The following is a 12,276-nucleotide window of genomic DNA, read 5'->3' on the forward strand; positions in this document are numbered from 1 at the left end:
GTGGAGTGGAAGCCGATCTCGATGTCGCTCACCGGTCTCTCGCGCGACTTGACGCAGTCCAAGAAGTTGCGGCACTGGGCGACCGTGTGTGGGTCGTCGGCGTAGTTCTCGTCGAACGGTCGGCGCCTGGCCTCGATCGGAGGCGGTGGCTCGGCGCCATCCCGGCTGCGGCGTGGCCGGGCCGGTTGAATCTGATAGCCGCCTCGGTGCACCTGGAGGCTGCCCTTCGGACCGAAGAAATAGTTGCCCTGAAGCCCGAACTCCGGGTCGGTCATCACGGCGTTGGTAAATGACATGACGAAGTCGTCGTACTGCCAGGAGACGATGAACGCGTCCGGCACCTGGTCGTTCTCGGGATTGGGCACGTTCACATACTGCGCCGAGGCGCTGGTCAGCAGCGGGGCTTTTGCGTCCGCCTTCAGGTACCAGTGCGCGACATCCGTGAGATGGACGCCCCAGTCGGTGACCAGCCCCCCGCCGTAGTCATAGTACGCGCGCCATCGTCGCTGTCGACTGGGCTTGTAGGGGCGGCGCGGCGCCGGTCCCTGGAACAGCTCCCAATTGAGCTCGGGCGGAGGCGCTTCGTTGGGCTCGGGCGGGACGGTGTAACCCCCGGGATACTGCAGCACGGCGTGCGTGACTTTGCCGAGCAGCCCGCCCTGCACGAGCTCGGCCGCCTCCTTGAAGTGCTCGCCCTGACGCTGCTGCAAGCCGACCTGGACGACCCGGTTGTGCGTGCGCGCCGCCTCGACCATCTTCTGCGCAGGCTCGATGGCGTTGGAGATCGGCTTCTCCACGTACACGTCTTTGCCGGCGGCACAGGCGTCGACGGTGATCGGCCCGTGCCAATGGTCCGGCGTCGCCACCAGAACGGCATCGATATCCTGGCGGTCCAAGATGCGGCGGTAGTCTTCGTAGGTATCCACCTTGACGCCAGCGTCACCCAGCTTGGCGACACCCTTGTCGAGCCTGTCCTTGGCAACGTCGCAAGCCGCAGCGAACATGCAGTCCTTGTGCTGACCCAAGAATCCAGCCACCATCATGCCGCGCGTGCCGGTGCCGATGACCGCCATCCGCACCCGGTCGTTGGCGCCCAGAACGGAGCGAGAGCGCGACGAGACGACGGCCGCAGCGGCCGCGGTTTGCAGAAAGGCGCGTCGAGTGAGCTTGGTCTGCATGGTGGACACGTCGTTTCGGTGGTTAGGTCGGAGTCGAAACAGGGTACCTGACAGGCCCGGCGCCTGCTATCTGGTTTGTTATGAGCCGGACCAGGCGGTTACGAGCCGGCTCCGGGCATCGGCAGATCGCCACTCGCCAACCGCCGTGGCCAACCGCCGTGGCCGGCCCGTCACGGCCGCCTCGGCGAGGCGGCCCTACCTAGTGCGGTGTCTCCGAAATAGCTTGGCATTTGGCCGCCGCTGCATCCCGCCCAGCGGCGTTGCTCCTCCCTGTAGAGCACGATGTGCGCGACACGGCAAGCGGGTGCTCCGGGGGAGGCCGGAGTCATTGACAAGCGGTCAACCAGACCATTAGATTATTCCTCAGAATAATCGATAATCGAGTTTTTAGTCGACCTCGATAGGGCACATCATCAGCCCGCCCTGGTCGTCGATCGTGGCCTATGACCTCAATACCGGCACGATTCAGTGGAAGCGTCCCCTCGGAGAGGACGAGCAGGCCGTCGAGGAAGGCGGCAAGGAGACGGGGATGCTCCGCGGCGGCGAGCGTCGCGGGATTATCGTCACGTCGACCGGGCTGCTGTTCGTGAACGGCCCCGACGGAAAGCTGAGGGCATACGACGCGGCCAACGGTGAAGTATTGTGGACCTACCAGCTGCCGGCGGGGACGCAAGGAATCCCAGCGATGTACGAGGCGAAGGGGCTTCAATTCTTGGTGGTGCCCTCCTCGGCGCAGCCATCGTTTGGGTCGGAGCGCAGAGGACGTGGCCGCGCTGATGATGCTGTGCGGGGATACATCGCGTTTGCGCTCCCCGCGGGCGTGGGCTCCGAGCAGTAACTCGCACTGCCAACGTTCGCGGCCGCGGACGCCGCCTCAGGATGCGTTTCTACACAGAAAGCCGACGATGACCAAAGAGCGCTCAATGGTGATTGTGATGGTGGCTCCTGGCGCGTGTGACCGACCCTATGATACGTTTCATGAACGATAATCGATAATCACAGGATTGTATGACCATGGATCTGAGACTGACACGCGCCTCCTGTCTTGTTGCGATCTGTTTGCTGGGGCCTCGGTTCACCTCTGCGCCCGCCGCGGAGCACTCTCGCGTGGGACCGACGTCGCAGGCAACACCCGCAGCGAGCTACACGCTGACACCCGTCACGCATGGCATGCAGCTCAAGACGCCGGATGACCGGGTGGTGCTCGAGTACATGACCAACAAGCCGGCGGATGTGCCGCTCACTTCGCCGAGCGTGGCGTGCTTTCATCCGGTCAACACACCCTCGGGGGAGCCGGTGACCGCCATTGCCCCTGACGATCACCCGCATCATCGCGGCATGTACCTTGCCTGGCACGACGCGGAGTTTCGCCAGCCCCTCGACGCCTCAAAGGGGGGGCCCCACGCACCGCTCTTTGGATGGAACATCACCAAGGTCGATTTCTGGGGCTGGGGTGTGTACGCCCCTCGAGAAGGACGATTGATTCGAACGACCGATGTAAAACTGCTGGGCGCGGACGCCAATCACGCCGAGATCGAGATTCACAACGACTGGATCGTCGGCAAACGGAAGATGCTCGACGAGACGACTGTCGCGACGGTGGTCGAGCGCGACGGCGTGTACGTCATCGACTTGAGCTTCCGCGTGGCCCCTCTCGTTGACTATCGGCTGAACAAGCAGTCGTTCTCCGGGTTCAATTTTCAAGCCCGGAAGGATGGCGAGTCGTACTTCACCAATGCCGACGGCATTGTCGATCTGCGAAACCCGCACTACTCGGTGCCGGAGCTGAACTGGCCGCCGTCGCCCTGGTACGGCTACGTCATCAAGGTGCCCAGCGGAAAGACCGCCGGCGCCGCTGTCATCGACCATCCGCAGAACCCGCCCAGCACGTGGCACAACTCGCGTTCGCTCTGGATGCTGAATCCCGTGATTGCCGCGCTTGGACCGCTGACCATTCCTGCGGACGAGCCTCTTACGCTACGCTACCGGGTCGTGGTCCACGACGGACCAACACCAACGGAGGTCGTGCAGAAGCTCGCGGACGAATGGCGCGCGAGGAACTGAGACGTCGCGGCCTCGAGAGCGCAGCATGGAGGATTCGCAGCCGTATGGATTATCACCTCGAGAACAAGAAGGCGTTCGTGGCAGCGGGCGCGCATGGCATCGGCGAAGCCACGGCCAACCTGCTGGCGCAGGAAGGGGCGGAGGTCATCGTCGCAGACCAAGACGAAGCCGCGCTTCGAGAGAAGCAGTCGCGATGGCGTGGAACCATTGCCGCGGATCTCGCGACCGCCGAGGGGGTGGAGCGGACCGTAGGGTACGTGCTCGACACGTTCGGCGGGCCACCAGACATCCTGATCAACAACTTGGGCGTCGGCAACTCGACCCCCTTCGAGGAGATATCCGATGAGCGCTGGACGCGCTCGTTCGACATCAACCTCATGGGGAGCGTTCGCATGTGTCGCGCCCTCGTTCCCAAGATGGCCGACGTCGGTGCCGCATCAGTGGTCATCACAGGATCCGACCTCGCGAAGCAGCCCGAGTCCACCTTCATGGACTACGGCACGTTCAAGGCCGGCCTGCTCTACCTGACCAAGGCCTTGGCCAAGCAGTACGCGCCGCGCGTGCGCGTGAACACCGTGCTGCCTGGACCTGTCTGGACGCGCATGTGGACCCGGCCGGGCGGTCTCGCCGATCAGATCCAGGAGCACTACGGTCTCGACCGCGATGCCGCGGTCAAGAAGTTCCTCGAGGATCGGCAGCTTCCGATGGGCATCGGTCAGCCGGAAGACGTGGCGCATGCCGTGGTGTTTCTCGCCTCGCCGCTGGCGAAGTTCATCACCGGCACTGGAATCGACATCGGAGGAACGTTGCGAGGATTGATCTAATGCAGACGGATTATTCGAGCTTTGGCCTGCGGGACAAGATTGCGATCGTGACCGGCGCATCGCAAGGCATTGGTCGGGCGATCGCCCTCGGTCTGGCACGTGCCGGTGCACACGTCGTGCTCGCCAAGCATCCCGAGGGACGGCAACACGAGATCAAGGAGGTCCAAGCCGAGATCGAAGGCCTCGGACGCAAGGCCCTGATCGTGCCGACCGACGTCGGACAGGTGGATCAGGTCCGCGCCCTGGTCGACCAGGCCACCACGGCCTTCGGCCGCATCGACATCCTGGTCAACAACGCCGGATGGACCGGGACGAATCTGGCGCTCGACGTGACCGAGGAAGAATACGACCGGACGATGGCCGCCTCCCTGAAGAGCGTGTTCTTCGCGTGCCAGACCGCGGCCAGGGTGATGATTCCGCAGGGGGGCGGCAAGATCATCAACATTGGCTCCAACTTTGGCGAGGTCGCCTTCCGCATGCGCTCGGTCTATGCAGCGGCCAAGGCTGGCGTGCATCACCTCTCACGCGCGCTCTCGCTCGAATGGGCCAAGCAAGGTGTCACCGTGAATGTGGTGGCGCCTTGCATTACCGAGACCGATTCTCGGCGCGTGATTCTCGAGCGGCCTGGCTACAAGGAGTGGGCCACGGGCCAGATGCTACCCGTCGGGCGGTGGAACCAACCCGAGGATGTTGTCGGCGCCGTGTTGTTTCTCTCCAGTCACTTGTCCGACATGGTCGTCGGCCACGTGCTGATGGTCGACGGCGGCTGGACCATTCACTAAGGGGTCTAGGGATCAAGGGGTCTAGGGATCAAGGGATCAAGGCAGGGCGGGGTCGATTCTGCCGACACGTGACGCTATAAAGCCCAACCCGATTCTCGACTTCGGCATCGACAAGAGCGCCATTCGGTATATTGGGCAGGAGCTGCAGCGGCCCGAATGCATTCTGGCGGAGCCAGACGGGACGTTGTGGGTTGCCGATGCCCGCGGCGGCGTCGTACGGCTGACGGCAAACGGTCGTCAGGAGATCATCGCCCAACGGCGATCGGGACACTTTCAGGCGGCCAACAGCGAGGCTCAGCGGTATCTGGAAGGGACGCTGCCGAACGGACTGGCGTTCGCCCGCAACGGTGACTTCTTGATCTCGAACTTCGGTACGGACTGCCTGGAGGTCATGTCGAGGGACGGAACCTCGAAAGTCGTGGCCGACCGGATCGATGGCCAACCGATCGGGAAGGTCAATTTCGTCCTCCGGGATTCACGGGATCGCATCTGGATCACGGTGTCCACCAGACTCAAGAGCTGGATGCGTGCGCTGCGAGCGGATCTGGCCGACGGCTATCTCGCCCGGTACGAGAATGGCGCGTTTCATATCGTGGCCGACGGTTTCCGCTTCACCAATGAGATCCGCTTCGACGCCGATGAGAGGTTCCTCTACGTGGTGGAGACCACGGGAGGCTGCATTACGCGCTTGCGCATCGACGACAGGGGCGAGGTCGCGGAGCGAGAAGTCTTCGGCCCCAGCAGCCTGGGGAAAAGCGCATGGCCCGATGGCATCGCCTTCGATAGCTATGGCAATCTTTGGGGGACGCTCGTCTATTCCGATAAGCTGTTCGTGCTGACACCGCAGGGGGACTTGCGCATTCTGCTGGATGAAGGCGACCCGCAGCAGGTGGACGCGCTCGAGCAAGCGTTCCTGCGCAACGAGGTCACCGAGGACGTCCTGTTCGCCACGGGTCGCGGCCTGGCACCGTGGATGGCGAGCGTCACGTTCGGCGGCTGCGATCTACGAACGGTGTACATTGGTTCTCTGAAAGGTACGCGCATCCCCTATTTTCGTGCACCGGTCCCTGGTCTCCCGATGGTGCACTGGAGCGAACAGGCAGCGTAACATGATCGAAGCACACGTCAATCTGGCAGCAAACTACATCGATGGCGAGTGGCTGCGCGGCGCATCGTCGACGGCCGCCGAGATCACGAATCCCGCAACCACCGAACTCCTCGCGAGCATCCCCCTGGCCGAAGCAGAGGATGTTGCCGCTGCTGTACGCGTGGCGGCCGCGGCATTCCCCGCGTGGCGACAAGTCCCGCCGCAAGAGCGCATTCAATATCTGTTCCGATTCAAGCAGCTCCTCCAGGAGCACGCTGACGAGATCGCGCGCACGACGACGATGGAGAACGGGAAGACGCTCGCCGAAGCGCGCGCCGAGCTGCAGCGAGGCATCGAGAACGTCGAGGTGGCGTGCGGGATTCCCACGCTGATGCAGGGCTACAACCTGGAAGACGTGTCGCGCGGGATCGACGAGATGATGATCCGCCAGCCGTTGGGTGTCACCGCCGCAATCACGCCGTTCAACTTCCCGTCGATGATTCCGCTCTGGTTCCTGCCGTATGCCATCGCGTGCGGCAATACGTTCATTTTGAAGCCGTCGGAGCGCGTGCCGCTCACCGCGCTCAAGCTGTTCGAGCTGTTGCACCAGACGGGGCTGCCGCGCGGCGTCGTCAATCTGGTGGTCGGCGCGAAGCCGGCGGTCGACGCCTTGCTGCACCACCCCGACGTCAGGGCGATCAGCTTCGTCGGTTCCAGCCCCGTGGCGAAGTACATCTATGCAGAGGGAGCCACACACGGCAAGCGTGTCCAATGCCAGGGCGGCGCCAAGAACTACGTGGTGGTCATGCCGGACGCCGACCTCGAGATGACGGCGAAGATCGTGGGTGACAGCGCATTCGGCTGCGCGGGACAGCGATGCCTGGCGGTGTCGACGGCCATCACCGTCGGAGACGCCTCGAAGCACTTCCCCACCCGGATGGTGGATCTGGCGTCGACGATCCGCGTCGGCAACGGGCTGGACGACAAGGTCCAAATGGGCCCGGTCATCACGCCTGCGAGCAAGTCCCGAATCATGCAGCTCATTGACCGAGGGCTCAACGATGGCGGCACCGCGCTCCTGGACGGGCGTGATGCGCCGATCGAGACAGGGAACTTTCTCAAACCGACGGTGCTCGCCGGCATCGATACCGCGAGCGAGTTGACGACGACTGAAATCTTTGGTCCGGTGCTGTCGTTGAACGAGGCTGCCGATCTGGACGAGGCGATTCAGATTCTCTCGAAGAGCCCGTACGGCAACGCCGCGTCCATCTTCACGTCGAGCGGTGCTGCCGCGCGGAAGTTTCGCTATGAAGCGCCGACCGGCAACGTGGGTGTGAATATCGGCGTTGCCGCACCCATGGCGTACTTCCCGTTCAGCGGATGGAAGGACAGCTTCCTAGGCGTGCTGCACGGCCAGGGGCGCGACGCAATCGAGTTCTACACGGACAAGAAAGTCGTCATCGAACGCTGGCCCAAAGAGTGGAGCCGAAGGTTCTAACAGGCTATCTCGAAACCTCATTCGCGATGAACGTGCAGGCGCTTACCACGACCACCTCGTTGAATGGCCAACCCCATCGCTACCGACCTGCGGATCAGCTGAGAGCGCCCTCAGGTTGATGTTATAACAGCCACAAAACCAGATATTCACTATATGTGATTGTTATGTCATAATGTGTCCGTGGAGCTCAGCCCAATCCTGGAGGTGCGCCGCCGGCTCGGCCTGACGCAGGCCGCCCTAGCCGAGTTACTTGGCGTTTCGTTCGTCACTGTCAATCGATGGGAGCGCGGCAAGTCACGACCCTCGGACCAAGTACTCCGGCGAATCCGGACGCTCGAAGCTGAACGGACTTCTCACGCGGCCGCGCGAACAAGCACCCCGGCTTCAAGCGGTTCGAAAGCTGTGGCCGCTAGGACCGACTTTCTCGCGAACCCCGAACACGTCCGCCTAATCGCCGAAGTCGAACGCCTCTCGTACGGCTACGTCGCCAGCCCCACATTCGCCACCGAGACATCCCGCATCGAGCCGCTTCCGCACCAGCGTATCGCGGTCTACGAGCACATGCTCACGCAGCCGCGCCTTCGGTTCTTGCTGGCGGACGACGCGGGCGCGGGCAAGACGATCATGTCAGGACTCTACATTCGAGAGATGCAGGCGCGTCGTCTCATCCGCCGGGTCCTCATCGTTCCGCCCGCCGGTCTCATCGGGAACTGGGAGAGAGAGCTCCGGACACTGTTCGGTCTGCGCTTTCGCATCGTTCGCGGCGCAGACGCAAAATCCGAAAATCCCTTCGCCCGCGATGCCGGCAGCTATGTGATCTGCAGCGTTGACACGCTCGCGGGCACGTCGATGTTCGCCAAGCTCCAGAGTCGTGAGGTCGATCCGTACGACGTGGTCATCTTCGACGAGGCACACAAGCTCGCGGCCAGTCGTGACGCGGATCTGAGCGTTCGAAAAACTGACCGATACCAGCTCGCTGAAGCACTCGCGGGGGTCATGGCAACCGACCCTGAATGGGCGCTCCCGTGGTCGGCCAATCATCTGCTTCTGCTCACCGCCACGCCTCATATGGGGAAGGACTTCCCGTACTACGCGCTATGGCGATTGCTCGAACCGGAGGTTCTATCGACCGAGGACGCGTTTCGGGCCTTCCCCGCCGAAGAACGGCGAAAGCGCTTCATCCGGCGAACCAAAGAGGAGATGGTGCGGTTCGATGGCACACCCATATACCCGCAACGGATCTCCGACACGCTTGGCTTCGACCTGACCTCTGGCCCGGCTGGCGAGCAAGAGCTTTACGAGCGGACGACGGCGTACATGCGGACGTTCTACAACCGCGCCGGCATCCTCAATCCATCGGCCGCTCGGCTGGCACTCGGCGTCTTCCAGCGCCGCCTGGCGAGCTCGACGTACGCAGTTCTGCGATCGATGGAGCGCCGTCTCGTTCGGCTAGACGAGGTCATCGAACGCGTGCGTGAGGGTCGCCTGACGCCGCAGGAGTTGCACGCAGCGCAGCTGCGACTGCGCGACCCCTTCGAGGATTCCACGGCGGATGAGGAAGCCGCCGTGGACGGTCGAGAGAGTCACGAGCAGGACGAGGACCGGCTGCTTCAGGTCATCAGAACTACTTCGCTCGTGGATTTGGAAACCGAGCGCCGAGAAGTGCTGGGCGTGATTGAGCTTGCACGAGGCGTGCTCGCGGCCAGCCACGAGTCCAAGTTCGACGTGCTGCGAGAGCTACTGCTCAAACCGGATTACCGGGGAGAGAAGCTCATTGTCTTCACGGAGCATCGGGACACGCTGGAGTGGGTGGGACAGCGTCTGGAGGGCATGGGATTCACCGACAGGATTGCAGCCATTCATGGCGGCATGGATTTCAGAGAGCGAGAGGCCGAAGTTGAACGCTTCCGGAACCCCTCAGCAGACGGTGGCGCGCAATACCTGCTGGCAACAGATGCTGCCGGTGAAGGGATCAACCTGCAGTTCTGCTGGCTGATGGTGAACTACGACGTGCCGTGGAACCCGGCGCGACTCGAACAGCGTATGGGCCGGATCCACCGTTATGGGCAGGAGCACGACCCGGTTGTCATCGTCAACCTCGTCGCGAACAACACGCGGGAAGGGCTGGTCATCGGCACGTTGCTTCGGAAGCTCGACACGATTCGGCGGGAGCTGAAGTCCGACAAAGTCTTCGATGTCGTCGGGCGTATCTTCGAAAACGTCTCGATCGCTTCGTACCTGGCTGACGCGCTGGTCCAGGACGATGGTGCCGACGCGGCCCGGCGGCTCGAGGGTCGCCTCACGCGCGACCAAGTGGACGCCATTCGCCAGCGCGAGCGCCTGCTCTTCGGAGACGGCGGAGACGTCAAGCGGGAGCTACCTCGCTTGCGCGTGGTCACAGAGCGGGAGACGCTGCGCAGGCTTCTACCCGGGTACGTGCGCCAGTTCGTGGAAGATGCCGCCAAATCGCTTCGGCTTCGCGTGGATGGCGATCTTGATGGCGCCTTTTCTCTTCGCCCCACAGAGCGCGGCGCACTGAACCCTCTGTGGGAAGTCCTCGAGAGTTACCCGCCCGAGGCACGAGGTCGGCTGACCGTGTACCGCCCCAAGGCGGACGACGCAGTGTTCGTGCATCCGGGAGAGCCGGTCTTTGAACGACTGCGTTCGCTGGTCCTGGAGCGTTTCGCTGTGGATGCGCGTCGGGGTGCTGCATTCGTGGATCCCACCGTCTCCGAGCCGTATCTGGTCTTTCTGGCGGAGTTGTCGCTTGTCCGCCGACCTGGCGAACCCATTCACAACAGACTCATCGCAGTGAAAGTGGACGTGCAGGGTCACTTCGACCCCTGCCCCGTCGAACATTTCATGCTTCTGCGCGGATGCGATCGATTTCCCACAGAGTTCGTCAGCCTTGCCTCTCGGGCCGCCGAGCTCGAGGTGCTGACGGACGAGTTCCTAAGGATGCAGGTGGCCGAACCGCTGCTTGCCGAACGCCGGCGGGCGTTGCGTCAGACATTGCCTCAGCGAGAAGACTTCCTCATCCGGGGGTTCGACTACCAGTCTGCCGAACTGGCGGCATCCCGGCAGCGGCTCACCGAAAAGGTCCAACAGGGTCAGTCGGCTGCAAAGGGTGCGCTTGAACGCGTGAAGGATCAGCAGCGCGCTCTCGAGAAACGAAAGGCCGCTGCGGTCGCGTCCCTTCACACCGAGCCCGATGAGCTATCGATCGGCCAGGTCTCGGTGATCGCCCGGGCGCTGATCGTGCCTTCCTCCGTTGAAGCCGAACGCGAACGCTACGACGCGAACGTGGAAGGGATCGCGATGCAGGTGGCTCGCGCCTTCGAGGAAGCGGCGGGCTCGAACGTGCGGGACGTCTCCACTCCGCCGAAAGCCCGCGCCGCTGGACTAACCGACTACCCCGGGTTCGATCTGCTCGCGATCTACCCCTCGGGAGAACGCCGGGCCATTGAAGTGAAGGGCCGAGCGGGCACAGGCGACGTTGAGGTGTCCTACAACGAGTGGGCACGCGCCTGCAATCTTCGACAGGAATACTGGCTGCACGTAGTCTTCCACTCGGCATCTCCGCGCCCGCGGCTCGTTCGCGTCCAGGACCCCTTTGCCAAACTGCTCGTCAAGTCGCGCGGGGTCATCGTCAACGACCGCGACATCATTGAGGTTGGCGAAAGCGGGGGGGCGGAACCGGCGGCTGGAACTCCGTTGCCCGAGCTCTTGCGCCCGTTGTTGTGGGACCACTCGTTCGAAGACCTTCGATGGCCAACGCACCGGGATCTCGTGATCGGCCGCGTGCTGCAGAGTGGCGGCAGCGACGCCGTCAGCTGGCTACGGAAAACCGTGGGCGACATTGAACTGGCCGGGTGGATTCGCAAACGTGACGGCCGCGGACTGGACGCTCGCCAGCTACGGTTCTGGCAGACCGTGTTGGATCTCCCTGAGAGGGACGCCAATCGCTGGGTGAAGCAGGCGACGGAAAACCCTTGGGGCGCGAGAACTGGATTTTGAGCTTGGGATTTGTCTCCCAAAAACACTGAGACCGGCCTCGCAGCCGGTCTCGCAGCCTGCTTCCGAAGAAGCAGGGGGGATAAATTAGTAACAGGATACCGCCAAGTTTGGTTCCTGTCAAAGGTCTCGCGTCGGTCCAGGGAGGTCGGTGAAGACGGAGCTGGGTTCGTGGCAAACGTCAACGTGTACGTCGACGGCTTCAACCTCTACTACGGCGGGCTCAAGCGCACGCCGTACAAATGGCTGGACCTTGCGAAGCTCTGTCAGATCATGCTGCCGCAGGACGTCGTGCAACACATCTACTACTACACCGCCCGCGTCAGCGCTCGCCCGCACAATCCGTCAGCGCCAATGGACCAGCAGGTTTACCTTCGTGCGCTACGAACGATTCCGAATCTCTCAGTCACGTACGGGCACTTCATGACTCATTCGGTTCGCATGGCGCTCTCACGCGTGATACCGCCTCAGCAGGTGTGGGTCGACAAGACCGAAGAAAAGGGCTCAGACGTGAATCTCGCGACACATCTCGTGCGCGACGCGTTCCAAAAACGCTTCGAGTTGGCTGTACTCGTCACGAACGATTCCGACCTCGCAGAACCAGTGAGGATAGTGACTCAAGAACTGGCCCTGCCCGTCGGCATCTTGAATCCTCACCAGTATCACAGCCAAGTCTTGAAACGGCTCGCGACGTTCGTGAAGCGGATTCGACAGTCAGCCCTGCACGCAAGCCAGTTTCCGGTGACACTCGCCGACGAGAAAGGTATTTTTCACAAGCCATCTTCGTGGTAGCGATTGCTGAGGCCGAGCCAATGCCAGAGATGCTTGG

General features: G+C 62.8%; 9 protein-coding genes. 8 read left to right on the plus strand and 1 reads right to left on the minus strand.

The annotated features are described in order from the left end of the window. A partial coding sequence (locus GEV06_20935; GenBank protein ID MPZ20355.1) for a hypothetical protein occupies positions 1 to 1,178 on the minus strand: 1,178 nt, incomplete at its 3' end. A 400-nt stretch (positions 1,179 to 1,578) separates the two neighbouring features. On the opposite strand from GEV06_20935, the gene GEV06_20940 reads away from it, so the two are divergent. From GEV06_20940 to GEV06_20975, 8 genes are all read left to right on the plus strand, one after another. Beyond that, positions 1,579 to 2,016 (plus strand): PQQ-binding-like beta-propeller repeat protein, encoded by a 438-nt coding sequence (locus GEV06_20940; protein MPZ20356.1) that lies wholly within the window; start codon positions 1,579 to 1,581, stop codon positions 2,014 to 2,016. 170 nt (positions 2,017 to 2,186) lie between these two features. Further along, on the plus strand, positions 2,187 to 3,242 hold the full coding sequence (locus GEV06_20945; protein ID MPZ20357.1) for a hypothetical protein: 1,056 nt from the start codon (positions 2,187 to 2,189) through the stop codon (positions 3,240 to 3,242). After that, complete coding sequence (locus tag GEV06_20950) at positions 3,224 to 4,066, plus strand: SDR family oxidoreductase (protein MPZ20358.1); 843 nt, start codon at positions 3,224 to 3,226, stop codon at positions 4,064 to 4,066. The genes GEV06_20945 and GEV06_20950 overlap by 19 nt, the downstream gene beginning before the upstream one ends. Then, the gene (locus GEV06_20955) at positions 4,066 to 4,848 is read left to right on the plus strand and encodes an SDR family oxidoreductase (protein ID MPZ20359.1); all 783 of its coding nucleotides are present in this window, start codon (positions 4,066 to 4,068) and stop codon (positions 4,846 to 4,848) included. The genes GEV06_20950 and GEV06_20955 overlap by 1 nt, the downstream gene beginning before the upstream one ends. A gap of 76 nt (positions 4,849 to 4,924) precedes the next feature. Continuing rightward, on the plus strand, positions 4,925 to 5,956 hold the full coding sequence (locus GEV06_20960; GenBank protein ID MPZ20360.1) for an SMP-30/gluconolactonase/LRE family protein: 1,032 nt from the start codon (positions 4,925 to 4,927) through the stop codon (positions 5,954 to 5,956). A gap of 1 nt (position 5,957) precedes the next feature. Continuing rightward, on the plus strand, positions 5,958 to 7,433 hold the full coding sequence (gene mmsA / locus GEV06_20965) for a CoA-acylating methylmalonate-semialdehyde dehydrogenase (protein ID MPZ20361.1): 1,476 nt from the start codon (positions 5,958 to 5,960) through the stop codon (positions 7,431 to 7,433). Positions 7,434 to 7,592: 159 nt separating this feature from the next. Next, positions 7,593 to 11,450, plus strand: coding sequence for a DUF3883 domain-containing protein (locus GEV06_20970; GenBank protein MPZ20362.1), 3,858 nt, complete (start codon positions 7,593 to 7,595; stop codon positions 11,448 to 11,450). Positions 11,451 to 11,618: 168 nt separating this feature from the next. Then, on the plus strand, positions 11,619 to 12,239 hold the full coding sequence (locus GEV06_20975; GenBank protein MPZ20363.1) for an NYN domain-containing protein: 621 nt from the start codon (positions 11,619 to 11,621) through the stop codon (positions 12,237 to 12,239). Positions 12,240 to 12,276 lie beyond the last annotated feature (37 nt).

Origin of the sequence: Luteitalea sp. (assembly GCA_009377605.1) — a bacterium.
Classification (GTDB): Bacteria; Acidobacteriota; Vicinamibacteria; order Vicinamibacterales; family Vicinamibacteraceae; genus WHTT01.